The organism is Mesorhizobium sp. M1006 (assembly GCF_040318825.1).
Classification (GTDB): Bacteria; Pseudomonadota; Alphaproteobacteria; order Rhizobiales; family Rhizobiaceae; genus Mesorhizobium.
In genome coordinates, this window is record NZ_JAMYMZ010000007.1 from 183,954 (window position 1) to 207,693 (window position 23,740).

A 23,740-nucleotide genomic window follows, 5' to 3' on the forward strand; every position below is an offset into this window, starting at 1 on the left:
TCATGGTCCACCAGAGAATCCAAAGGCGACCGCCGCGCTGGAGCCGGCGGTTGCACTCAAACAAACAAGCTTCCAGCAGGGGAATGACAATGACACTTCACATGAAACTCAAATCGTCCATCGCCGCCGTGCTGGTGCTCGGCGCGACCGGTTTTGCTTTCACCACGCAGGCCGTCAATGCCGACGCGATCGACGACATCGCCAAGGCCGGCGCCATCAATGTCGGCATCTTTTCCGACTTCCCGCCCTTCTCCTCGGCCAGCGCCGACATGAGCATCAAGGGCTACGACATCGACGTGGCGCAATCCATCGCCGACCAGCTCAAGGTCAAGCTCAATCTGGTCAGCGTGACCGGCCAGAACCGCATTCCGTACCTGACCGACAAGCGCGTCGACCTGCTGATGAGCGTCGGCTACTCCAAGGAGCGAGAGCAGGTAATCGATTTCGCCGCCGCCTACGCACCCTACTACATCGCCGTCATCGGCCCGGCAGCACTCTCGGTCAAAGGCAAGGAAGACCTTGCCGACAAGTCGATCGCCGTCAATCGCGGCACGCTGGAGGACACCTCGCTGACCGAGGCGGCACCCGCCTCGGCCGACATCCGCCGTTTCGACAACTATAATTCCGTCATCCAGGCGTTCATCTCGGGCCAGACCCAACTGATGGTGGTCGGCAACGATGTCGGCGCCCAGGTGCTCGCCCGGCAGGAGGAACTGAAGCCGGAGCAGAAATTCCAGCTTCTCACCTCGCCCTCGCATATCGGCCTCAACAAGAAGGAAGACCGCCTCAAGCAAGCGGTCAACGATGCGGTCGCCAAGATGCTGGCCGACGGCAAACTGGACGAAAGCTCGAAGGCCTGGCTGAAGACACCGCTCGATCCCGCCAATCTCAAGGATTGACGGCCAGTGACCTATAGCCTCGACTTCGGCTGGCTTGCCGGGGCAACAGGGGCGATCGCGCGCGGCGCGGCCACGACGATCCTGCTGATCACTGTCACCACGCTGGCGGGAACGTTGCTCAGCATCCTCGGCGCGGCAGGGCGGCGGAACGGTCCGCTGCTGCTCAAGCGGGCGATCGGCGTCTATGTCGAGATGATCCGCAACACGCCGTTCCTGGTGCAGCTGTTCTTCATCTTCTTCGGGCTGCCCAGCATCGGCGTCAGGCTCGATCCGGTGCTGGCAGCCATGTTGGCGATGACGCTCAACATGGCCGCCTACACGATCGAGATCGTTGGCGCCGGGCTCGACGCGGTGCCGCCCGGGCAGACGGAAGCGGCACTGGCGCTTGGGCTCAGGCCGCGCCAGGTCTTCATCAAGATCGTGCTGCCGCAGGCGCTCAAGGTGATCTATCCGGCGCTGACCAGCCAGATCGTCATCATGATGCTGGAATCCGCCGTGGTATCGCAGATCGCCGTTCGCGAGCTGACCTATGAAGCCGACATGCTGCAGGCGCGCACGTTCCGGGCTTTCGAGACCTATTTCGTGGTGACGATGGTCTACCTCGCCCTGTCGATTGGGCTGCGCCGGCTGCTGGTCGGCGGCGGCCGCCGGCTTCTCGGAGCCGGCGTTTCATGATCGAATTCACCTTCTGGGACATTCTGCGCAACCTGCTGCTGGCGGCGCGCTGGACGGTGCTCTTGTCGCTGGCCGCGTTTGTCGGCGGGGCCGTGGTCGGCATGATCGTGCTGTTCTTCCGGATCGCCAAGAATAAATGGGCGCGCCGGTTTGCCTCCGGCTACATCGCGCTTTTCCAGGGCACGCCGCTGCTGATGCAGCTCTTCCTGATGTTCTTCGGCTTGCCGATGCTGGGCCTGCGCATCGAGCCGTGGACCGCGGCGGTGCTTGGCCTGACCTTCTTCGCCAGCGCCTATCTCGCCGAGATCTGGCGCGGCGGCGTCGATGCGCTGCCGCGCGGCCAGTGGGACGCCGGCGCCAGCCTCGGCCTGCACTATCTGCATGAACTCCGGCTGATCATCCTGCCGCAGGCGTTTTCGATCACCCGCGCACCGACCGTCGGCTTCCTGGTGCAGCTGATCAAGTCGACCGCGCTGACCTCGATCATCGGTTTCGAGGAGCTGGTGAGGACATCCAACGCGATCAACAATGCGACCTTCGAACCGTTCAAAGTCTATGGGCTGGTAGCGCTGATCTTCTTCGTCATGTGCTTTCCGCTGACGCAATACGCACGTTCGCTCGAGCAACGGGCGGCGGCCCGCTGAGCGGGCGACCAGCAATTCAACGCCCGAATACCAGCGGCGGCGCGATCCTGTCACGCCGCAGCCAGCGCACCAGCAGGAGTGCCGCAACCACCGCCAGTCCCGACGACAGGCCGATCCAGATGCCGACGCCGTTGAAGCCGAAACGAAAGGCCAGCAGCACGCCGAGCGGCAGCCCGATGCCCCAATAGCCGATCGCGGCATAGATCATCGGCACCTTGGTGTCGTGCAGGCCGCGCAGCATGCCGCTGGCGACCGCCTGCGCACCGTCAAAAACCTGGAACAGCGCAGCAAAGGCGAGGAACGAGACGGCAAGCGCCACCACCTCGGCATTAGCCGGATTGCCCAGATCGATGAAGGCGCCGATCAAGAGATGCGGCCACAGGATCATCACCAGCCCCATCAGCGCCATGAAGGAGACACCGACGACATAGGCGGTCCAGCCAGCCCGGCTGACACCTTCCGGATTGCCGGCGCCGTGGGCAAGTCCGACGCGCACCGTCACCGCCTGGTTGAGGCCGAGCGGCACCATAAAGGTGACCGAGGCGATCTGGATGGCGATCGCATGGGCGGCAAGCGAAGCCGCATCGATCAGGCCCATGAGAAAGGCGGCCGCGTTGAAGATCGTCACCTCGAACGCCAGCAGGCCGGCGATCGGCAGGCCGAGCCGCAGCAGGCCCTTGAAGCGCGGCCAGTCGGCGCGCCAGAAGCGTCCGAACAGACGATAGCGCCGGAACTTCTTCTCAAGCATCACCACCATCGCCATGCCGGCGAACATCAGCGTGCTGGACAGAGTGGTGGCAAGGCCGGAGCCGGCGATGCCCATCGAAGGGATGCCGAGATTGCCGAACATGAACAGCCAGTTGAAGAAGGCATTGCAGGCGACGGCAACGAAAACGATGATCAGTGCCCAGCCCGGCCGCTCCAGCGCCGAAATGAACGAGCGCAGGACGATGTAGCCGAAAAAGGGCAGCACCGCCCATTCGAGCCAGCGCAGATAGATGCCGGCCTGGTGCGCCAACGCCGGTTCCTGACCCATGGCCAGCAACACGCTCTCGCCGTGCCAGAGAAGGGCCCATATCGGAATGCAAATGAGGATCGCCAGCCACAGACCCTGGCGCACGGTGCGGCGCAGGTCGCGCACCGAGTGCCGACGGCGGCCGAGCTCCGTCGCCATCATCGGCGAGGTCGCCAGCATCAGGCCGAGCCCGAAGATGAGCGGCATGAAGTAGAGGTTGGCACCAAGCGCACCACTGGCCAGCGTGTCCGGCCCCAGCCGTCCCATCATCATGACGTCGGTAGCGGTCATCGCGGTCTGGCCGAGATTGGTCAGCACCATCGGCCAGGCGAGCGCCAGCATCGCCCTGATTTCCCGACGCCAAAGGTTTTCCGGCGCGCGAGCGTCGGCTTCGATCGCAGACATTCTAGTTTTCCGCCTATCCGATTGCGGCACGTCGGCAAGAGCCGGAAGCCGCGTCTCAGCGCGGAAACGGCCATGATCGGCCGGATTCCGCATTACGGCGAGTTTGTCTATGAAATAGGCACCGGTGGCAAGAGGCTGACTTGCGGAAGGGTTAAGCCAGTCAGCTCCATGCAGGCTGTTGGAGAGGCTATGGAAGCCGCTATGGTCGCGGCAGATCCATTTGAAAGGCAGCCTGATGAGCACGTTTCCCGAAATCTATCTGGTTCGGCATGGCGAGACGGAATGGAGTGCGTCCGGAAAACATACCGGCCGAACCGACATACCGCTGACGCCGGCCGGCGAGGAAGCGGCAAGGCGGATCGCTGAGCGGCTCAAGGGCCTGTCCTTCTCGGCGGTGTGGTCGAGCCCGTCGCAGCGCGCCTTCAACACCTGTGCCCTGGCCGGCTTCGGCTCGTCAGGCGTGAAGAAGGACGATCTGGCGGAGTGGGATTATGGCGCCTATGAGGGATTGATCACCAAACAAATTGTCGCCGAGCGCCCCGGCTGGCGTCTTTTTCGCGACGGCTGCCCGAGCGGCGAGTCCGCCACGGATGTCGGCTCGAGGGCGGACCGGATCGTCAGCCGGTTGCGCGAGGTCGGCAGCAATGTCCTGGTCTTCTCAAGCTCGCATTTCCTTAGAGTGCTGGCCGCACGCTGGCTCGGCCTGCCGCCGCAAGCCGGCGCGTTTTTCGTGCTGGATACCGCCAGCATAAGCGTGCTCGGTTATGAGCACGACCTTGACGAGCCGGTCATCCGGCGCTGGAACCAGAGATAGCAACCGATCCGATTTATCGGATCGCGTCCAGCGCCTGCCTTTGCCTGTGCATTTCGAGAAACACGCGGTAGTCGCGATCGAACCGGCCGGCGGCAGCCGGATTGGGCTCTCGCGTCCTGCCGCCCTGTTGCATGGCGACGCAGGCAGCGTTCAAATCGGGAAAAAGCCTAGCCGCGGTGGCGGCAATCATGCCGGTGCCGAGCAGCACCGCCTCGTCCGCCAGCGGCTCGACCACCGTGCAGCCGGTGGCATCGGCATAGAGCTCCATCAACAGCGGGTTCTTGGTGTGGCCGCCGGTGACGTGCAGCGTGTCGATCAGATAGCCGTTCTCGTTCAGCGCTTCCAGCACATGACGGACGCCAAGCGCGACGCTGACGGCGGTGCGCCAGTAGAGCTTGCACAGACTGTCGAAGGAGGCATCCAGCGTCAGCCCGCTGATGACGCCGACGGCATGCGGGTCGGCGAGCGGGGAGCGGTTGCCGTGAAAATCGGGCAGCACGTGCAGCCTTGCGGCGAGGTTGTCGCCCTCGGCGGCGCGCAGCTCGGCGACGCGGCGGGCAATTCTGGCATGCATGGCGGCATCCGGCTCGCCGCCAGCGCCATGCCAGCGGATGATGTGGTCGAGCAGCGCGCCGGTGGCCGACTGGCCACCTTCCGACAGCCACAGGCCGGGAAGGGCTGCGCCATAATATGGGCCCCAGACACCGGCGAAAGGCTGCGGATCGGGCGACATCGCCATGACGCAACTCGACGTACCTGCAATCAGGGCCAGATGGCGGCCGATGTTCGTCGCGTCACCGGCGAAACCGCCGAGCACGCCAAGCGCGCCGGCATAGGCATCGATGACGCCGGCGCCGACCCGGCATTTTTCGGTGAGGCCAAGCTCCGTCGCGGCTTGCGCGCCGAGCGGGCCGATATCGGCACCGACCGGGCTTGCCTTTTCCGGCAGGTTGCCGTGCTCAAAGACATCGCCGAGCCCGACGGCTTCGAAGAAGTCGCGCCGCCAGCCGGTCGCTTCATGGGCTAGATAGGTCCATTTGGCGGTCAGCGTGCATTGTGAACGGGAGAGCGAGCCGCTCGCCTTCCAGGTGAGGAAGTCGGTGAGGTCGAATAGATAGCCGGCTTCGTTCCATGTTCCGGGCAGGTTGCGCTTCAGCCACATCAGCTTCGGCGTCTCCATTTCCGGCGACATGACGCCGCCGATATAGTCGAGCACAGCGTGGCCGCTTTCAGTGCATTCGTCGGCCTCGGCAATTGCGCGATGGTCGAGCCAGACAATGGTGTCCCAGCGCCTTTCACCAGTGACGGACACGCTGAGCTGGCCGCCTTGCCGGTCTCGCACCACCAGCGAGCAGGTGGCATCAAAGGAGATGCCGACGATATCCTCGGCCCGCACGCCCGCCTTTTCGCGGGCAGCGCGGACGGCCATGCACACCGCCGACCATATATCCTGCGAATCGTGCTCGGCATGGTCGGCCTTTGGCTGTTGCATGGCGATCGGGTGCTCGGCGCGGCCGAGCAAGGCGCCACCGGTGTCGAGAATGCCGGCACGAGCGCTTCCGGTGCCGACATCGACCGCGCAAACGAAACTGTTGGTCAAGGTGTTCTTGCTCTCGCTCCCAGGCCTGCAATCAGATCGGGCAATTGCAGCATGTCAGCGAATATAAAGTCCGGCTCACTCGACGCAAGCCGCGCTTTCAATGCCGGGTTGCCGGTGTGCGAGCCGCCGGTGAAGGCAAGGACGCGCATGCCGGCCGCCCGCGCCGCTTCGATGCCGGCCGGGCTGTCCTCGACGACGAGGCAGTTTCGCGGGGCCGCTCTCATTTTATCTGCTGCATGGAGAAAGAGATCGGGCGCCGGTTTGCCCCGCGCCACCATGGCGGCGCTGAACAAATGCGGCTCCAGCAGCCCAAGCAACCCGGTGACGTCGAGCGCATAGCGGATGCGTTCCAGGGTGCCGGAGGAGGCGACGCAGCACGGTACGCCGAGCCTCGGCAGGACCTGTGCGATACCTGGCATCGGTTTCAGCTCCTCGCGGAATCTGCGCATCAGTTCGGAGCGCATCTCGGTCAGATGCTGCTCGGTGAGATCGAGCCCGAAGTCGCTTGCGAGGATTTCGCGGACGCTCTTCATGCTCTTGCCGAGGAAGTGCTCGTAGGCAATGTCCTCGCTGACGTTGCCACCGGCAAGCGCGATCATCTCCAGCAATGCCGAGACGGACAGCATCTCACTGTCCACCAGCACGCCGTCACAGTCGAAAATGACCAGTTCAGGCGTCATCGCGCTGGATCGGCTTCAGAGGTCGCCGGCGAGATAGCGCGTCAGTGTCGCGCGCGCGCCGTCCGCCCACAGCAGTCTCAGCGCTTGGCCGAAGGCTTCAGCGAACGGCGGCGAGCGGCCGACATCGCCATAGATGTCCTCCATGGCAAGCCAGGCGGCAGGCATGTCCCTCGCCGCCTTGGCCGTCGCCTGCAACCGGCCCCAGTTCGGGTCGTTGGGCTCGGTGACGGCACCGGAATCCGTCGTGCCGAAGCAGTAGCGACACCAGAGCGCCGATTCCAGCGCAAGGCCGGTGACACTTTTGCCAGTCTTCAGCCGGTCGGTGATGGTCGGGATGATGAATTTCGGCTGGCGGTTGGAGCCGTCGAGGCAAAGCCGGCGTATGGTGTCGCCGATCTTCGGATTGGAGAAGCGGTGCTCGATGAGCTGGTAGTAATCTTCGAGATCGGTGTCCGGAACCGGCGGCACGGTCGGGATGATTTCGTCATGCTCGAGCTTGTCGAGGAAGCCGCGTACCAGCGGCTCCTGCATCGCCTCATGGACGAAATGGATGTCCATCAGCCCGGCCGGATAGGCGATGGTCGCATGACCGCCATTGAGGATGCGGATCTTCATCAGCTCATAGGGCGCGACGTCGCTGACGAACTGCACGCCGACCTTTTCCAGCGGCGGGCGGCCGTCGGTGAAACGGTCCTCCAGCACCCATTGCTTGAACGGTTCGCAAAACACCGGCCAATTGTCGTCGAGGCCGAACTCGCTGGAGAGAATGCCGCGCTCGCGGTCGGTGGTGGCCGGCGTGATGCGGTCGACCATGCCATTGGGAAACGCAACGTTCTCGCTCACCCAGTTTGCCAAACCTTCGTCGATTAGCCGCGCAAGGCCGATGACGCCATCTGAGGTGACGTGGCCGTTATGGGGAATGTTGTCGCAGGACATGATTGTGAAGGGCACGATACCGTCGGCGCGGCGGCGCAGCAGCCCGGCGAGAACGAGGCCGAAGACGGTCTTCGGCGTCGCCCCCGGCTCAGCGTCGGCAACGATGTCGGGATGTGTCGGATTGAAGACGCCGGATGCCGGATCGATGAAATAGCCGCCCTCGGTAATGGTCAGGGAGACGATCTTGATCGCCGGATCGGCAAGCCGCTCGACGATTGCGGCCGCATCGCCCGGCACCAGGAAGTCGATCATGACGCCGGTGACGCGCGCGCTCATATGGCCGCTGTCCTGCTCGACCACGGTGGTCAGCCAGTCCTGCTCCTGCAGCTTGCCGCGGCCGACCTTCTCGCCTTCGAAGACGCCGGCGCCGACAATGGCCCAGTCGTGGCCGACACCCGAATTGAACAGGTCGTCGAGATAGACGGCCTGGTGCGAGCGATGGAAATTGCCGACGCCGAAATGCACGAAGCCGGCCTTGAGCGCGGCGCGATCGTATTTCGGGCCGGCGACCTTGGGCGGCAGCTTGGCGAGGATGGAAGAAGAGAGTTTCACGGTCATCTGCTTTACCCTTTAGCGGGACGGCTCTTCCCCCCGTGGAGGAGACGGGGGGAAGAGCGCCTTCGCCCCCTCAACTCATCCACTGGCCGCCATCGACATTATAGGTCTGCGCGACGATGTACTCGGCCTCATCGCTGGCCAGGAACACCGCCATGCCGGTGAGGTCTTGCGCCGCGCCCATGCGGCCATAAGGCACGGCTTCGCCGACCAGCCTCTTCTTCTCGCCTCTCGGCCGGTTCTCGAACTTGGCGAACAAGGCATCGACATGGTCCCAATGCTCGCCGTCGACGACGCCCGGTGCTATCGCGTTGACATTGATGCGGTGTTTGATCAGGTCGAGCCCTGCCGACTGGGTGAGCGAGATGACCGCGGCCTTGGTGGCGCAGTAGACGGCAACCACCGCCTCGCCGCGGCGCCCGGCCTGGCTTGCCATATTGATGATCTTGCCGCCCTTGCCGCGGGCAATCATCGAACGGGCGGCGGCCTGCAACGTAAACAGCGTGCCGGCGACGTTGACCGAAAACAATTTGTCGTAGCTTGTCTTGGTGATCTCGACGATCGGCGCCAAGTCGAACAAAGCAGCGTTGTTGATCAAGATATCGAGGCCGCCGGCCCTGGCTTCGACCGCCTTGACGGCCTCATCGATAGACGCGAGATCGGTGACGTCGAGCTTTACCGCGTAGGCATTGCGGCCGATTTCCGAAGCCGTCTTCTCGGCGGCTTCGAGATTGATGTCGCCAATCGCGACCGTCGCCCCTTCGCGCATGTAGGCTTCGGCAAACGCCCTGCCGATGCCACGCGCCGATCCGGTAATCAGCGCCGATTTACCCCGGAGCCTCATTGCAGCATCGCCTTCCCGTCGGCGCCGAAACGATGCAGCTTGGCCTTTTCCGGCGTCAGGTAGATTGTGTCGCCGTGATGGGCGGCCAACTCGCCGTCGGCACGCACCGTCAGCTGCCCGACACCATCCGCCTGGACGTGCAAAAACGTGTCGGAGCCGAGATGCTCGGCAACCCCGACCGTCGCCTTCCAGTCGCCTGACGTCTTCGAAATGTTCATATGCTCCGGGCGGATGCCGACTGTCTTGGCGCCATATTTGGCGGCCGGCGCGCCTTCGATCAGGTTCATCTTCGGCGAACCTATGAACCCGGCGACGAACAGGTTCTTCGGCGTCTTATAGAGCTCCATCGGCGAGCCGACCTGCTCGATATTGCCGGCATTGAGCACGACGATCTTGTCGGCCATGGTCATCGCCTCGATCTGGTCGTGGGTGACGTAGACCATGGTTGTCTTGAGCTGGTGATGCAGCTCGCTGATCTCCAGCCGCATGGTGCCGCGCAGCGCCGCGTCGAGATTGGACAAAGGCTCGTCGAACAGGAAGGCCGACGGCTGGCGCACGATGGCGCGGCCGATGGCGACGCGCTGCCGCTGGCCGCCGGAGAGCTGGCCGGGGCGGCGGTCGAGGTAGTTGGTGAGGTTCAGGATCCGCGCGGCGTCCTTCACCTTCTTGTCGATGGTCGCCTGGTCCTCGCCCGCCATCTTCAGCGGGAAGGCGATGTTCTTGGCCACCGTCATGTGCGGGTAGAGCGCATAGGACTGGAACACCATAGCCAGCTTGCGCTTGGCCGGCGCCTCGCCGGTGACGTCGCGACCATCGATGATGATGGTGCCGCCGCTGGTATCCTCGAGACCGGCGATCAGACGCAACAGGGTGGATTTGCCGCAGCCCGACGGGCCGACGAAGACGACGAACTCTCCGTCCTCGATGACCAGATCGAGGCCGAGGATGATGGACGTCGCCCCGAAGGATTTGGAGACGTTCTTGAGCGTGATGTTTCCCATGGTTTCCTCCCCCGAAGGGCTATCTTTTCGTTTTGCGTCAGGCGATGCCCGCTACTTTACCGCACCGAATGTCAGGCCTCGGACCAGCTGCTTCTGGCTGAACCAGCCCATGATCAGGATCGGCGCGATCGCCAGCGTCGAGGCGGCCGAAAGCTTGGCCCAGAACAGCCCCTGCGGGCTGGAGAAGGAGCTGATGAAAGCGGTGAGCGGCGCGGCCTCGGTGGTGGTCAGCCGGATCGTCCAGAACGCCTCGTTCCAGGCGAGAATGATGTTGAGCAGCATGGTCGAGGCGATGCCGGGGACCGCCATCGGCGTCAGCACGTAGATGATCTCGTTCCAGAGCGATGCGCCGTCCATGCGCGCCGCTTCCAGGATCTCCCCCGGGATCTCGCGAAAATAGGTGTAAAGCATCCAGACCACGATCGGCAGGTTGATCAGCATCAGCATGACCATCAGGCCGATGCGGCTGTCGAGCAGACCGGTATCGCGGAAGATCAGATAGATCGGAAACAGCACGGCGACGGCCGGCATCATCTTGGTGGAAAGCATCCACATCAGGATGTCCTTGGTGCGTTTGCCCGGCGAAAACGCCATCGACCATGCCGCCGGTATGGCGACGAGCAGAGCCAGGATGGTCGAGCCGACCGACAGGAACACCGAGTTCAGGAAGAATTTGAAATAGCCGTTCTGCGCCTGGACCTCGGAATAGCTCTCCGTGGTTCCCGACGGGAACAGGTTGAAGCCCTGGATAGCCTCCTGCTCCGACTTGAACGAGGTGATGATCGTATAGAGGATCGGGAAGAAGATCAGCAGCGCGACGATCCAGGCGGCCGCGGTAGCAATCGTCTTGTGCTGGGTGGTGACTGCACGTGCCATCTTATCCTCCCTTATTTATCCAGGTTCTTGCCGACAGCGCGCATGGCGAAGAAGGCAACGATGTTGGCGAGAATGACGGCAATGATACCGCCGGCGGACGCCTGGCCGATTTTGAACTCCAGCAATGCCTTCTGATAGACGAGGAAGGGCAGGTTGGTGGAGGCGTAACCCGGGCCGCCGTTGGTGGTGACGAGGATCTCGGCATAGACCGACAGCAGGAAGATCGTCTGGATCAGGATGACGACGGTTATGGCGCGCGACATGTGAGGCAGCGTCAAATAGATGAAGCGGCTGATGAAGCCGGCGCCGTCCATTTCGGCGGCTTCCTTCTGCTCGACGTCGAGCGACTGAAGCGCGGTCAACAGGATCAGCGTAGCAAACGGCAGCCATTGCCAGGCAACGATGATGATGATCGCCAGGAGCGGGTGCTGCCCGAACCAATCGATCGGCTGCCCGCCGAAGAAGCGCGCAATATCGGCGAAAACCCCGTACTGCGGATGCATGATCATGTTCTTCCAGACCAGTGCTGCCACCGGTGGCATGACGAAGAACGGCGAGATGACAAGGATGCGGACGATGCCCTGTCCCCACATCGGCTGATCGAGCAGAAGGGCGAGCAGAATACCGCCAATCACCGTGATCAAAAGCACGCTGACGACGATGGTGAGCGTGTTGAGGATCGACTGCAGGAATGCCGGGTTGGAATAGAACAGCGCGTAGTTCGAAAACCCGACGAAGCCGTCGCGCATCGGATTGAGCGGGTTGTATTGCTGGAAGGAAAACCACAGCGTGAATGCCAGCGGCACAATCATCCAGACCAGCAGCAGCACCACGGATGGCGCCATCATGAAACGGGCAAGCGAACGGGTCTGCTGAGTAGCCATGACGGTCACCCTTCGAGGTCGGCCAAGTTTTTCAGCGGTGTGAAAGCTGGCCGCCCGAACTGGGATTCGGGCGGCCGTTGCCGGTCGCCATTGGCAACCGGCACCGGGAGGAGCTTACTTGATGTAACCGCCTTCGGTCATCGTCGCGGTGGCGGCGTCCTGCGCCTGCTTCAAGGCATCGTCGACGCTCGACTGGCCGGCAAGTGCCGCCGAGAAGAGCTGGCCGACGGTGGTGCCGAGACCCTGGAACTCAGGAATGGCGACGAACTGGACGCCGACATAAGGCACCGGCTTGACGGTCGGGTGCGTCGGATCGGCGGAGTTGATCGAGTCCAGCGTCATCTTGGCGAAAGGTGCTGCCTTCTGGTATTCGGGATTGGCATAGAGCGACGAGCGCGTTCCCGGCGGAACGTTGGCCCAGCCTTCCTTCGAGGCGACGAGCTCGGCATAGTGCTTGCTGGTTGCCCAGGATACGAACTTTTGAGCGGCGTCGGCCTTCTGCGTGCCGGCGGGGATGGCTAGCGACCATGCCCACAGCCAATTGCCGCGCTTGCCGAGGCCATTGTCCGGCGCCAGCGCATAGCCGACCTTGTCGGCGACGGTGGAGTTCTTCGGGTCGGAAACGAAGGAGGCAGCGACGGTAGCATCGATCCACATGCCGCATTTGCCCTGCTGGAACAGCGCCAGGTTTTCGTTGAAACCGTTGGACGACGCGCCCTCGGGGCCGTCGGCCTTCATCAGGTCGACATAGAACTGCAGCGTGTTCTTCCATTCGGGCTGGTCGAATTGCGGCTTCCAGTTCTCGTCGAACCAGCGCGCGCCGAACGAGTTCGACATGGCGGTCAGGAAGGCCATGTTCTCGCCCCAGCCGGCCTTGCCGCGCAGGCAGACGCCGTTCACGCCGTTGGCGCGGTCGGTCATCTTGTCGGCGGCCTGCTTGATGAAGTCCCAGGTCGGTGCATCGGGCATCTTGAGCCCGGCCTTTTCCATCAGGTCCTTGCGGTACATGACGAAGGAGCTTTCGCCGTAGAACGGGGCTGCGTAGAGCTTGCCGTCGACCGACAGGCCGCCGGCTATGGCCGGGATGATGTCCTTGACGTCGTAATCGTCGCCGAGCTTGTCGAGCGGCAAAAGCCAGTTCTGCTTGGCCCAGATCGGCACTTCATAGGTGCCGATGGTCATCACGTCGTACTGGCCACCCTTGGTGGCGATGTCGGTGGTGACGCGCTCGCGCAGGACGTTTTCCTCGAGCGTGACCCACTGCAGCTGGACGTCGGGATTCTTGGCGGTGAAGTCGTCGGTCAGCTTCTGCATGCGGACCATGTCGCCATTGTTGACCGTGGCGATGGTGATGGATTCGGCATGCGCGGCGAAAGCGAGGGCGCTGGCCGAGAACAGGCCTAGGGTGAACGTGCGAAGTTTCATCAAAATTCCTCCCATAAACCAAGATGAGCATTTGCCTTGGCTGTGAGCAATTACTCACTTGCGATGAATTATGTCAAGACGGATTCGTTGCTGCAGCGCAGCACGCCGGGTCTTGTGCAGCGGCAAGCCTGGGACGTTTGCGGCATGTCTGACGAAGGATTCGGCCGGGCTGATTGGGCCCGGCGCTTTGCTCGGGCTTGCTGGGATTCAGCCTACTGGCAAGCGATCTCGCTCAGGATCCAATCGCGGAAGGCGCGGATCTTCGGCACGTTGCGTCGTGCCGTCGGATAGACCAGCCAATAGGCGTGGCCGTCGTCACCGACCAGATCAAAGGGCTGGATCAGGCGGCCGTCGGCAAGTTCGGTCTTGAACAGCGCCTTGGTAACGATCGCCACGCCGTGGCCGGCAATCGCGGCATTGGCCTCGTAGGCCTGCGCGCCCATGCTGGTGCCGGGACGCTTGGCCAGCTCCTCGACCGGCAGGCCGGCGGCGGCAAACCAGTCCCGCCACCAGATGTCACCCGGGTCGAGGATCGGCAGCCGCAGCAGGTCGGCCGGCTCCTTGACGCCGCCGATGCTTGCCGCGAGCTTTGGACTAAGGACCGGCGTGAAATCGGCCCTGAAAAGCATATGGGTCTCGACGCCCGGCCAGTTGCCGCCGCCGGAGCGGATGGCGATGTCGATATCCTCTCTGGCAAAGTCGACAACCCTGTTCGAAGTATCGACGCGCACCGCCAGCGACGGATGCGCGACCTGGAACGAACCGAGATGCTGCGCCAGCCAATTGGAGGCAAATGTCAGCAGCGTCGAAACGCAAAGCACGCGGTCGGCGCCGGTGCGCGCGGCGGCATAGGCGCCGCTCAACAGCGCGAACGCCTCGCTGACCGCGGGCGCCAGGCGCTGGCCGGGTTCGGTCAGCACGATCTGTTTTGGCTGGCGCAAGAATAGGGGCGCGCCGATGCGCTCCTCCAGAAGCTTGATCTGATAGCTTGCCGCCGCCTGCGTCATGCCAAGCTCCTGGGCGGCCTTGGTGAACGAGAGATGCCGCGCCACCGCCTCGAACACCCGGATCGCCTGAAGCGGAGGAAGCTGCGAAACCAGCTGTCGTGAATTGAGCTCCGGCATAAGCCCTCCTTATGGGCAGTGATCGACGTTTGATTGGCGGCACCGGCCGGTCCTACCGATATTCCGTATTGAAGATCAATTACGCCTAGAGATAGCGAAGGCTGACGATCATGACCACAATACAGGAAAAGCTGCTTCTTGCTCCAGCCCATGGCTGGTTTTCACAGTTGGCGCGGGGATTGGCAAGGCACGCGGCGCGGAAACGGGCCTATCTCGACGTCCGGGAGCTGCCGCCGCATCTGCAGCGCGACATGGGCTTTCTCGACGGCAACGATCCTTGCGGCCGGCACCAGTAGTGACGCTCGTTTTATCGGGATTCAGATGCGTTTCGATTTCACATGATCGTTTCCGACCGCCAGCGGCTCGGAGATCATGCGCCCGCCAGCAAGGCGGCGGCGGTCCGCTCATCGGTGATGAGGCCGTTGACCAGCCGCCGGTTGACGGCAGCGAAGATGCCCGGCAGCTTGCGGTCGCCCATGGCAAGCGCGATCACCAGCGACTTTTCGCGCGACGGCAGCGGTGCCGACGACACCCGATCATTGGTGATGCCCTCGATCATGCGGCCGTCACGATCGAATACCCAGCCGACGATCTCGGCGACGCCGCCGGCCTTCTGCAGCGCCTTTAATTCACCCTCCGAAATGAAGCCGTCCTCGTAAAGCGGCGCCTTCGGGCCGAGATCGCCGATGCCGACAAAGGTGACGTCGGCCTCGGCCGCAAGCGCCAGCGTCGGCTGGATCATCGGCTGGCTGAGCAGCATCTCGCGCTCCTCGGGCGAGGAAGCGATGACCGGCAAAGGCATCGGAAACGAACGCGCCTTGACCCTGTCGGCCATGGTGAAGATGACGTTGTAGAAGGCCGCCGAGCCGTCCGGCGAGATGTTGCCGGTCAGCGATACCACCTTGTGCTGCGGGCATTCCATCGGCGGCAGTTGCTCGATCGCGGCCTTCAGTGTGCGGCTGGTGCCGATCGCCATGACGATCGGCACCGGCGACCGCAGCCGCCGTTCGATCTCGGCCGCCGCCGCCTCGGCGACGCCGATGACGGTGGAGGACGAAGAAGGGTCGCTCGGCACCACCTCGACCAGATCAAGCGCAAAGCGCGATTTCAGCCGTGCCGCAAGGTCGAGGCAATTGGCGATCGGGTGGTCGACGCGCACCTTGATCAGCCCTTCGGAGACTGCGAGCGACACCAGCCGCTGCGCCGTCTGCCGCGAGATGCCAAGCGTGGCGGCGATCTGGTCCTGGGTGTTGCCTGCGACATAATAGAGCCAGCCGGCACGCGCCGCGTCGTCCAGCCTGTTGCCGCCGCTGTCCTGCCGCGAATTCAAGTTCCTACCTCCCAACCCCGCCGAGCATAAGAGGCGGAGCGCAGTAGTCTCGCAGGGAATGAACTTGCGCGCAATTGCCTATTGTAAGAGCAATTGCTTAGTGATGAAACTTGGTGTTTGGAGCGAAGTGACAGGTCGACCCAGTCTCGTTGCAACAGCAAGGCTGTCGAGGTCGCACCAATCCCGGTTCTAAAGCGCGTTGCGTTCGATCGGCCTCATGCGACGGGTTTTAGGTTGCTTTTTATGCATGTCGTCATTGCAAAACCGCTGCACACTTTGCGCGACATGCATTAGCGGGGACGCGGCGGTTTATCTCGTGCGCTAAACGCTTTAAGGAATTTTTTGAGAATGGAGCCTTGCATGACGCCGAAAGCGGTTTTCTGGGATATGGACGGCACGCTGGTCGACAGCGAGCCGCTGCACGAGGCGGCGCTGATTGCGGCGCTGCACAGCGTCGGCATCGCGCCGCCGGCCGACCTGCATGAGCGCGTGCTCGGCATCGCCGCATGGCCGGTCTACGAAATGCTGCGCGACGAGTTCGGCCTCGACCTGCCTTTCGACGACTGGATCGTGCGCAAATACGATCACTATCTGCCGATGGCCGAAACGCTGACGCCACGCACCGGCGCGATCGAGATTTTCAACGAGTTGCGGGAGCTTGGCGTGGCACAGGCGGTGGTATCAAATTCCGACCGGCTGATCGTCGACGCCAATCTGCGCGCCGTCGGCCTTTTCTATCCCGGCATGAAGACCATCAGCCGCAACGACGTGCGCGAAGGCAAGCCGCATGCCGAACCTTTCCTGCGCGCCGCCTGGTTGGCCGACGTCGATCCCGCCAAGGCCGTGGCGGTCGACGACAGCGTGACCGGCGCCACGGCGGGCCTGGCAGCGGGAATGAAGACGATCTTCTGGCCAGAGGTGCCCATGGAGGGGCCGCCGGGGGCGATTGTCATCAACAGTGCCGGCGAATTGCGGGCCGAACTCGGGCTTTAAGCCAGGCCCGGCGGGACCGCTCAACTCCGGTAGGCAGGCTCCTGCTCGTCGAGGATCGCCTTCAGTTCGGAAAGGTGGCGCTCGGCCTGGCCGGGATAGTCTTCCTGTTCCCTTGCCGCTTTCTCCGCGATCTCATCCGACAGTACCCGCAGCGGCCGGCCGGTCCACAGCGCCTCGATATAGGTTTCGGCGGCGCGCTCGAAATAGAACATGCGGTTGAAGGTGTCGGCGACGCTGTCGCCGATGACCAGCACGCCATGGTTGCCCATCACCATCACCTTGACCTTCGGGTCGACAAGAAGCTGGGAGCAGCGCTCGCCCTCTTCCTCGAAGGCCAGCCCGCCATAATGAGCGTCGACGACATGGCGGTTGAAGAAGATCGCCGAGTTCTGGTCGACCGGCGGCAGCGTCGAGTCGGCGAGCGAGGCAAGCACGGTGGCGTGGATCGAGTGAACATGCATGACGCAGCGCGCATGACGCACGTTGCGATGGATGGCACCATGCAGGCCCCACGCCGTCGGGTCAGGCGCATTCGGGCCGACCAGCGTGTCGGGATCATTGGCGTCGATCAGAAGCAGATCGCTCGCCTTGATGCGCGAGAAATGCACCTGGTTAGGGTTCATCAGGAATTGCGAGCCATCGTCGTTGACCGCCAGCGAAAAATGATTGGCCACCGCCTCATGCATGTTAAGCCGCGCCGTCCAGCGGAAGGCGCAAGCCAGATCGACGCGCTCCTCATAGAACGCCAGGTTGGTCAGCACTTCCTTCTGCAGGCGAGTGATGCTCATCGTAAACCTCCGTGAAAAAAGCAAGGATGCCGCGCGGCTGGAACACGCGCAACCCGGTTTCGTTTGGTGCAGGCGAGCGCCGTTATGCCGCCGTGCTGGTGGCCGCGCCGACCCTCAGCCCGCCATGCTCGACGATGAAATCGATCACCTCCTGCAGCCCCTTGCCGCGCGACAGGTCGGTGAAGCCGAACGGCCGCTTGCCGCGCATGCGGGCAGCATCGCTCTCCATGATGTCGAGATTGACGTTCACATAGGGCGCAAGGTCGCTCTTGTTGATGACCAGGAAATCGGACCGGGTGATCGCCGGTCCGCCCTTGCGCGGAATCTCCTCGCCCTGGCAAACCGAGATGACATAGAGCGTCAGGTCGGCAAGGTCCGGCGAGAAAGTGGCGGCGAGGTTGTCGCCGCCCGATTCGATGAAGACGATGTCGAGATCCGGGAATTTTTTGGTCATCTCGGCGATCGCCTGCAGATTGATCGAGGCGTCCTCGCGAATGGCGGTGTGCGGGCAGCCGCCGGTCTCGACGCCGACGATGCGATCCTCAGGGAGCGCCTGCAGCCGGGCCAGCATCATGGCGTCTTCCTTGGTGTAGATGTCGTTGGTGACGACGGCGATCGAGAACTCGTCACGCAGCGCCTTGCAAAGCTTTTCGGTGAGCGTCGTCTTGCCCGAGCCGACCGGACCGCCGATGCCGACGCGAAGAGGACCGTTGGGTGATATCATGCGGGGAACTCCGTGAGGGCAAGAATGGCAAAGCCAAGCCCGATCAGCAGGCACAGCGGCGAATAATAACGCAGATCGAGCCGCACGAAAGGCTGCTCGGGCGTCAGCCGGCGCCACCAAGGCGTGAAGCCGGCAATGCCGCGCGCCAGGAAAACCAGCGCGATGAGCAGCGCCGTGGCGGCCAGCCCGGCCTTGGGAAAGGGCGTGGCGAACACGCCTTCGAGCGCCATCGGCCACAGTGTCGCAAGGCCAAGGCAGGCGGCAACGGCGAAGCTGGCGAAGGGTGCCGGCATTTCGTCGACGCCGCGAAAGCCGATGACCGCACGAGCGCAGGAGGCAGCGTCCCTGCCCGGCCAGATGCCGCCAATGCCCCAATAGACATGCAGTGCCGTGATCAACAGCAGGACGAGCGAGAGGGCGAAAGCAAGGACGATCATGAGCGGAACAGCCGCGAATACTGGGCCTCGTGCTTCATCGCCGTGACGTCGGAGATGAAAGCGCAGCCGCCGAGATCATCGAGGGTCGAGCCGGCAGCGCGGTCGGCCGTGGCCAGGGCAAGCGGTTCGAAGGCGGCCAGTAGCGTCATCGCGGCACTCTGGCCAGCGATGCCAAGCCGGATCGCAGCCTGGACGAGATTGGAGAAGAAGGCCTGCAGAAAGGCCGCCAGGGCGTCCCGCAGCGCAATGCCGTGATCGCCGGCAACGGCGCCGACGGCAACGCAATAGGCACATTCGGCCGGCAGGCGATCCAGCACCTGGCACGGCCAGGCGATGGCCGCCTTCAGGAAAGCAGCGCCCTGCAGCATGGTCTCGGCATGGCGCTCGCGCGAGCCTGCCAGAGCTTCTGCAAGGGCGACGATTTCATCGAGATCGCCGGTTTCGCGCGCCCTGCGCCAGCTTTCGGCAAACAGCACCGCATCATTCCAGCCCGAACCCATCTCGACCAGCGTTTCCAGCCACGCGGCGAGCTCTTTGCTGTCGGCAACCAGCCCGGCATGCACGGCTTGCTCGAGACCATGGCTGTAGGAAAAGCCGCCGACCGGGAAGGAAGGCGACAGCCACGCCATCAGCCGCAACAAAGCAATATTGGAAGGCTGGGCAACGTCGGAAGGCTGGTCAGTCATGGTCATGGTCGTGCGAATGGCTATGGGAATGCGATTCGCTATGGGTATGGGAGTGCGCTTCGGCATGGCTGTGCGCATGCGCCTCGGCGTGAGAATGGCCATGGCCGGAATAAGCGCCGCGCACCGGCTTGAATGGCTCGGAGACGTCGCTCACCGTGGCGCCCAGCCCTTCCAGCATCGCCTTGATGACATGGTTGCGCAGAATGAGGATTCGGCCAGCCTCGATGCTTGCCGCGAGATGACGGTTGCCGATATGCCAGGCAAGTTCGGCCAGATGGACAGGGCCGCCGGCACGGATATCGTAGAGCGGCTCCTCGGCCGCGATGATCTCGATGTGGCGGCCATCCTCCAGCACCAGCCGGTCACCATGGTTCAAGGTCACCGGTTCGGGCAGGTCGACCAGCACTTTGTCGCTACGGGCCGTTTCGATGGCGCGACGGCGCAGATGCCGCTCGTCATGGGCAAGCACCGCACTGTCGTATGGCGTGGTCGTTCCGGCTTCGCCTGCGGCCAGGACGGAGACGGCGCGCGGGAATTTGGTGAAGTCGGTGCGAATATCGAGCTTCATGTAAAAACTGCCTCTCCCAAAAAGCCTAGCCTATCGCGTCCGCCGCCCCAATGGGGCTCAGACGATCGTGTCGAAGAGCCGCAGGATGAACGATATCTGATAGACGAGCGCGCCGGCGACAAAGGCGATGTGAAAGCGGCGGTCGCGCAGCAGGATCGCAATGACGCAAAGCGCGACGAAAACCGGCGTGCGGATCAGATATTCGACGCCAAAATGGGCGAAATGCTCCGGCCCTTTCAGCAGCGTATCGATCACGTCGAGCAGATAGGTCGCCGCCAGCAGGCCGAAGAACCAGGCCCGGCGCGAATAAAAGAAATCCTCATAGCTGGTGTAGTCCAGCATCGAATCCGGAAACAGCAGCGCGCAGAGCAGGAACAGCGTGACGGCGTAGAAGATGATGAACAGGTATTTGCCGAAGGTCCAATTCTCGATCTGGAACAGACCGAACTCCCACCACCAGAAATGCACCAGCATCAAAAGCACCGACGCAACCCAGGCGAGGTGAACGGGATAGAGCCGGTACTGGCCGGGATGCTGGACGATGCGGGCGAGCCCCGACAGCAGCCGTGTGACGCCGAGGCCGATCACCATGCCCAGGACGATGCGGATATGCGGGAAAATGTCGTGGGCGTAGGGGAGTTGCTGGTCCATAGGCCTGGCGCGGCATGTTCTACATTTGGCGTTCTAGATTGTGATCTGAAAAGTGAAAACCGGTTTCTGCTGCGCTGACCTGCCGTTCGAATGTTGAGTCCGTTGAGACCTTGGCTATTGGTGCGCCGCAAGCAGATCGGATGAAATGGATGGCGTCTGCGCCAGATACTTCGTTGCCTTGCGAAAATAGGCCAACGGCCCGGAATCCAGATACTCGCGCGCGTCCTGTATTCCCTGACCGCGCGCCTGGATGAACAGCGCCAGCGCAAAGGCGCGTTCCGCTGGCGACAGATAGCCTTGTCGCTCGAAGGACCAGCCTTGCGTGCCGGTGGCGGTGTCGCGGTACTGAGTGAAACTCGCCGCAGTGTTGGAATTGAAGATACCAAAGCCGAAGAAGGTGACCGCGAGATCGGTTGCGAACTCCTCCATCTCGGTGCCGCCCGGCGGTTCTTCAGGCACCGAGAACAGCAATGGATGACAAATCTCATGCGCGAACGTCGCAATGAGCTTCATGGACTTGGGAACGATCGCCGGATTGTAGGTGATTGTCATGGCACCGCCCCGGGACACGGAGAAGGTCCCGGCAGGCTCCCGCGGCGCGTCCTGAAGGACCTGAAGCGGTCCCAAAACCGGGTCGATTGAATCTTCCTGTGGCACGAGATTGAAGCGGGCCGCATCGATGCCAAAATATGCCGCCACCTGCCCGAAATAGTGCGATGCAGCGGCGTGCCCCTGTTCTTCAGAGGGGGTGAAAAATGTTCGTGTTGGCAAGATCAGCGAACGTTTGCGCAGCGCGGCTGCCCCGCCGAAATGCCTGAGCAGCCAACCCCAGCAATCGAGCTGCCACTCCTCGTCGTCGGCGTCCAGCGGGGAGCTTGTGCGCCAGAACACGCATCACCTCAAAACAAAAAGTACCTTTGCGCCATCGGTAGCACGGTTGCTGGCTCGCAGGTCAAGAGTTCGCCGTCGGCGCGGACCTCATAGGTTTCGGGGTCGACCTCGACATGCGGCGTGGCGTCATTGAGCACCATCGAATGCTTGCCGATGCCGCCGCGGGTGTTTTCGACCGCGACCATCTGCTTGTCGACGCCGAGCCTGCCGCGCAGGCCGGCGTCGAGCGCGGCCTTCGAAACGAAGGTCACCGACGAATTGGTCATCGCCTTGCCGTAGGCCCCGAACATCGGCCGGTAATGCATCGGCTGCGGCGTCGGGATCGAGGCGTTGGGATCGCCCATCGGGGCGGCGGCGATCATGCCGCCGATCAGCACCATGTCCGGCTTGACGCCGAAAAAGGCCGGATTCCACAGCACGAGGTCGGCGCGTTTTCCCACCGCCACCGAGCCGATGTCCTTCGACAGGCCATGCGCGATGGCCGGATTGATGGTGTATTTGGCGATGTAGCGGCGGACGCGGAAATTGTCGTTGTCGCCGGTCTCCTGCGGCAGCGAACCGCGCTGCCGCTTCATCTTGTCGGCGGTCTGCCAGCAGCGGATCGCCACTTCGCCGACACGGCCCATGGCCTGGCTGTCCGACGAGATGATCGAGAAGGCGCCGATGTCGTGCAGAATGTCTTCGGCGGCGATGGTTTCCTTGCGGATGCGGCTCTCGGCAAAGGCGATATCTTCGGGGATCGACGGCGACAGATGGTGACAGACCATCAGCATGTCGAGGTGTTCGGCCAGCGTGTTGATCGTGTAGGGGCGTGTCGGGTTGGTCGAGGACGGAATGACGTTAGGCAGGCCGCAGACCTTGATGATATCAGGCGCGTGGCCGCCGCCGGCGCCTTCGGTGTGGAAGGCATGGATGGTGCGGCCCTTGATCGCCGCGACCGTGTTTTCGACGAAGCCGGACTCGTTCAGCGTGTCGGTGTGGATCATTACCTGCACGTCGTAATCGTCGGCAACCGACAGGCAGCAGTCGATTGCAGCCGGCGTCGTGCCCCAGTCCTCGTGCAACTTCAGCGAGCAGGCGCCGGCAAGCACCATCTCCTCGAGCGCGGCGGGCAGCGACGCGTTGCCCTTGCCCGACAGGCCGATATTCATCGGGAAGGCGTCGAAAGACTGGATCATGCGCGCCAGATGCCATGGCCCAGGTGTGCAGGTGGTGGCCAGCGTGCCGTGCGCCGGGCCGGTGCCGCCGCCGAGCATGGTGGTGATGCCCGACATCAGCGCTTCCTCGATCTGCTGCGGGCAGATGAAGTGGATATGCGCGTCGAAGCCGCCGGCGGTCAGGATCTTGCCCTCGCCGGCGATTATCTCGGTGCCGGGACCGATGACGATGGTGACGCCGCCTTGGGTATCCGGATTGCCGGCCTTGCCGATCGCGGCGATACGGCCGTCCCTGAGGCCGATATCTGCCTTGACAATACCGGCGGTGGCATCGACGACCAGCGCATTGGTGATGACGGTGTCGACCGCGCCTTGCGCGCGCGACACCTGGCTCTGGCCCATGCCGTCGCGGATGACCTTGCCGCCACCGAACTTCACCTCCTCGCCGTAAAGAGTGAGATCCCTTTCGACCTCGATGAACAGCTCGGTGTCGGCGAGCCGGACCTTGTCGCCGACGGTCGGGCCGTACATCTGCGCATAGGCGGCGCGGGTGATTTTAGCCATCAGCAATTGCTCCCGAAATACAGCCCGAAAATACCGCTTGTCGAAGCCGGGCTCCACATTGCCGCCATCCTATGGTCACGCAATGACCCGCTGAGCGACACTTTCCGATCCCATTTAGCGTTTGAGGTGGCCGGGCCACCCCAAAACGACCATTTGCCAATCGATGGAAAGGAACATCCATGCGCAAAACGACCCTTCTGGCAGCCGCCGCCACGCTGGTGCTCGCAACCGCCGCCAGCGCCCAGCAACAGCCTGCGCAGCAGCCCAGTCCGGCGCCGGCTGCGCCTGCTCCTGCCGCGCCCGGGGCGCAGCCGCAGGCGCCCACCATCCAGGCGATCAACGTCGTCGATATCAAGGATCTGCCCGCGGACACTCAAGCCAAGGTCAACGAGGTGATCGCCAAGCGCAGCGATGCCGACCTGCAGAAACTGCGCGGCTCGATCGACGCGACACCGCAGGTCAAATCCGCGCTCGAAGCCAAGGGGCTCACCTCGGCGCAGGTGATCGCCGCCAGCATGAGCACCAATGGCGCGCTGACGCTGATCACCAAGAAAGCGAGCTGACGAGACGAGGC

The 23,740-nt window shown here is 63.1% G+C and carries 26 protein-coding genes; 7 read left to right on the top strand and 19 right to left on the bottom strand.

The genetic code is table 11. From position 1 onward, the window contains the following. The first annotated feature begins 89 nt into the window (after positions 1-89). Genes NKH60_RS09405 through NKH60_RS09415 form a run of 3 tightly spaced genes read left to right on the top strand, consistent with a single transcriptional unit; the run spans position 90 to position 2,218 of the window. Positions 90-899 carry a transporter substrate-binding domain-containing protein gene (locus tag NKH60_RS09405; protein WP_352835791.1) on the top strand — a complete coding sequence of 270 codons (810 nt, stop codon included), beginning with the start codon at positions 90-92 and terminating at the stop codon, positions 897-899. Between the two features lie 6 nt (positions 900-905). Next, positions 906-1,574 carry an amino acid ABC transporter permease gene (locus NKH60_RS09410; RefSeq protein WP_352819616.1) on the top strand — a complete coding sequence of 223 codons (669 nt, stop codon included), beginning with the start codon at positions 906-908 and terminating at the stop codon, positions 1,572-1,574. Beyond that, positions 1,571-2,218 (top strand): amino acid ABC transporter permease, encoded by a 648-nt coding sequence (locus NKH60_RS09415; RefSeq protein ID WP_352539924.1) that lies wholly within the window; start codon positions 1,571-1,573, stop codon positions 2,216-2,218. Before NKH60_RS09410 ends, NKH60_RS09415 begins: the two co-directional genes overlap by 4 nt. A gap of 16 nt (positions 2,219-2,234) precedes the next feature. On the opposite strand, the gene NKH60_RS09420 is transcribed toward NKH60_RS09415, so the two are convergent. After that, complete coding sequence (locus NKH60_RS09420; RefSeq protein WP_352615069.1) at positions 2,235-3,638, bottom strand: MATE family efflux transporter; 1,404 nt, start codon at positions 3,636-3,638, stop codon at positions 2,235-2,237. 232 nt (positions 3,639-3,870) lie between these two features. Here NKH60_RS09420 and NKH60_RS09425 point away from each other — a divergent pair, with 232 nt between their 5' ends. Further along, the gene (locus NKH60_RS09425) at positions 3,871-4,452 is read left to right on the top strand and encodes a histidine phosphatase family protein (protein ID WP_352835806.1); all 582 of its coding nucleotides are present in this window, start codon (positions 3,871-3,873) and stop codon (positions 4,450-4,452) included. Between the two features lie 13 nt (positions 4,453-4,465). Here the strand turns inward: NKH60_RS09425 and NKH60_RS09430 are convergent, their stop codons facing one another. The 9 genes from NKH60_RS09430 to gcvA all read right to left on the bottom strand — a co-directional run bounded on the left by NKH60_RS09430 (position 4,466) and on the right by gcvA (position 14,377). Continuing rightward, positions 4,466-6,052 (bottom strand): FGGY-family carbohydrate kinase, encoded by a 1,587-nt coding sequence (locus NKH60_RS09430; protein ID WP_352835793.1) that lies wholly within the window; start codon positions 6,050-6,052, stop codon positions 4,466-4,468. Then, complete coding sequence (locus tag NKH60_RS09435) at positions 6,049-6,732, bottom strand: HAD family hydrolase (protein WP_352449475.1); 684 nt, start codon at positions 6,730-6,732, stop codon at positions 6,049-6,051. The genes NKH60_RS09430 and NKH60_RS09435 overlap by 4 nt, the downstream gene beginning before the upstream one ends. A gap of 15 nt (positions 6,733-6,747) precedes the next feature. Next, positions 6,748-8,226: a mannitol dehydrogenase family protein gene (locus NKH60_RS09440; protein WP_352835795.1), complete on the bottom strand. Its 1,479-nt coding sequence runs from the start codon at positions 8,224-8,226 to the stop codon at positions 6,748-6,750. 70 nt (positions 8,227-8,296) lie between these two features. Beyond that, positions 8,297-9,067, bottom strand: coding sequence for an L-iditol 2-dehydrogenase (locus NKH60_RS09445; protein WP_352835798.1), 771 nt, complete (start codon positions 9,065-9,067; stop codon positions 8,297-8,299). Next, the gene (locus NKH60_RS09450; RefSeq protein ID WP_352835801.1) at positions 9,064-10,068 is read right to left on the bottom strand and encodes an ABC transporter ATP-binding protein; all 1,005 of its coding nucleotides are present in this window, start codon (positions 10,066-10,068) and stop codon (positions 9,064-9,066) included. The genes NKH60_RS09445 and NKH60_RS09450 overlap by 4 nt, the downstream gene beginning before the upstream one ends. A 51-nt stretch (positions 10,069-10,119) precedes the next feature. Further along, positions 10,120-10,944, bottom strand: a complete 825-nt coding sequence (locus NKH60_RS09455; RefSeq protein WP_023676992.1) for a carbohydrate ABC transporter permease — start codon at positions 10,942-10,944, stop codon at positions 10,120-10,122. Between the two features lie 11 nt (positions 10,945-10,955). Next, the gene (locus NKH60_RS09460) at positions 10,956-11,828 is read right to left on the bottom strand and encodes a carbohydrate ABC transporter permease (RefSeq protein WP_023676993.1); all 873 of its coding nucleotides are present in this window, start codon (positions 11,826-11,828) and stop codon (positions 10,956-10,958) included. A 114-nt stretch (positions 11,829-11,942) separates the two neighbouring features. Then, a complete protein-coding gene (locus NKH60_RS09465) occupies positions 11,943-13,253 on the bottom strand; it encodes an ABC transporter substrate-binding protein (RefSeq protein WP_352814026.1) in 1,311 nt (436 codons plus the stop codon). Positions 13,254-13,465: 212 nt separating this feature from the next. Next, on the bottom strand, positions 13,466-14,377 hold the full coding sequence (gene gcvA, locus NKH60_RS09470; protein WP_352835803.1) for a transcriptional regulator GcvA: 912 nt from the start codon (positions 14,375-14,377) through the stop codon (positions 13,466-13,468). 110 nt (positions 14,378-14,487) lie between these two features. On the opposite strand from gcvA, the gene NKH60_RS09475 reads away from it, so the two are divergent. Continuing rightward, a complete protein-coding gene (locus tag NKH60_RS09475; RefSeq protein WP_023676996.1) occupies positions 14,488-14,673 on the top strand; it encodes a hypothetical protein in 186 nt (61 codons plus the stop codon). Between the two features lie 74 nt (positions 14,674-14,747). On the opposite strand, the gene NKH60_RS09480 is transcribed toward NKH60_RS09475, so the two are convergent. Then, positions 14,748-15,707 carry a sugar-binding transcriptional regulator gene (locus NKH60_RS09480; protein WP_352871991.1) on the bottom strand — a complete coding sequence of 320 codons (960 nt, stop codon included), beginning with the start codon at positions 15,705-15,707 and terminating at the stop codon, positions 14,748-14,750. Between the two features lie 360 nt (positions 15,708-16,067). On the opposite strand from NKH60_RS09480, the gene NKH60_RS09485 reads away from it, so the two are divergent. Continuing rightward, positions 16,068-16,700 (top strand): HAD family hydrolase, encoded by a 633-nt coding sequence (locus tag NKH60_RS09485; protein ID WP_352474734.1) that lies wholly within the window; start codon positions 16,068-16,070, stop codon positions 16,698-16,700. A 20-nt stretch (positions 16,701-16,720) separates the two neighbouring features. Here NKH60_RS09485 and NKH60_RS09490 read toward each other — a convergent pair whose 3' ends face one another. From NKH60_RS09490 to ureC, 8 genes are all read right to left on the bottom strand, one after another. After that, on the bottom strand, positions 16,721-17,488 hold the full coding sequence (locus tag NKH60_RS09490) for a class II aldolase and adducin N-terminal domain-containing protein (protein ID WP_352871993.1): 768 nt from the start codon (positions 17,486-17,488) through the stop codon (positions 16,721-16,723). A gap of 82 nt (positions 17,489-17,570) precedes the next feature. Continuing rightward, positions 17,571-18,212, bottom strand: a complete 642-nt coding sequence (gene ureG, locus NKH60_RS09495) for an urease accessory protein UreG (RefSeq protein ID WP_352836104.1) — start codon at positions 18,210-18,212, stop codon at positions 17,571-17,573. After that, positions 18,209-18,649 (bottom strand): DUF3995 domain-containing protein, encoded by a 441-nt coding sequence (locus tag NKH60_RS09500; RefSeq protein WP_352836107.1) that lies wholly within the window; start codon positions 18,647-18,649, stop codon positions 18,209-18,211. Before NKH60_RS09500 ends, ureG begins: the two co-directional genes overlap by 4 nt. Then, positions 18,646-19,335 carry an urease accessory protein UreF gene (locus NKH60_RS09505; RefSeq protein ID WP_352836110.1) on the bottom strand — a complete coding sequence of 230 codons (690 nt, stop codon included), beginning with the start codon at positions 19,333-19,335 and terminating at the stop codon, positions 18,646-18,648. Before NKH60_RS09505 ends, NKH60_RS09500 begins: the two co-directional genes overlap by 4 nt. Continuing rightward, positions 19,328-19,903: an urease accessory protein UreE gene (locus NKH60_RS09510; RefSeq protein ID WP_352836112.1), complete on the bottom strand. Its 576-nt coding sequence runs from the start codon at positions 19,901-19,903 to the stop codon at positions 19,328-19,330. The genes NKH60_RS09505 and NKH60_RS09510 overlap by 8 nt, the downstream gene beginning before the upstream one ends. 57 nt (positions 19,904-19,960) lie before the next feature. Further along, positions 19,961-20,554: a hypothetical protein gene (locus tag NKH60_RS09515; RefSeq protein ID WP_352474742.1), complete on the bottom strand. Its 594-nt coding sequence runs from the start codon at positions 20,552-20,554 to the stop codon at positions 19,961-19,963. 114 nt (positions 20,555-20,668) lie between these two features. Further along, on the bottom strand, positions 20,669-21,445 hold the full coding sequence (locus NKH60_RS09520; protein WP_352836115.1) for a hypothetical protein: 777 nt from the start codon (positions 21,443-21,445) through the stop codon (positions 20,669-20,671). A gap of 8 nt (positions 21,446-21,453) precedes the next feature. Beyond that, entirely contained in the window at positions 21,454-23,166 is a 1,713-nt protein-coding gene (gene ureC, locus NKH60_RS09525; protein ID WP_502898626.1) for an urease subunit alpha, read from the bottom strand. 179 nt (positions 23,167-23,345) lie between these two features. Here ureC and NKH60_RS09530 point away from each other — a divergent pair, with 179 nt between their 5' ends. Further along, complete coding sequence (locus tag NKH60_RS09530) at positions 23,346-23,729, top strand: hypothetical protein (protein WP_023677006.1); 384 nt, start codon at positions 23,346-23,348, stop codon at positions 23,727-23,729. Positions 23,730-23,740: the final 11 nt, after the last annotated feature.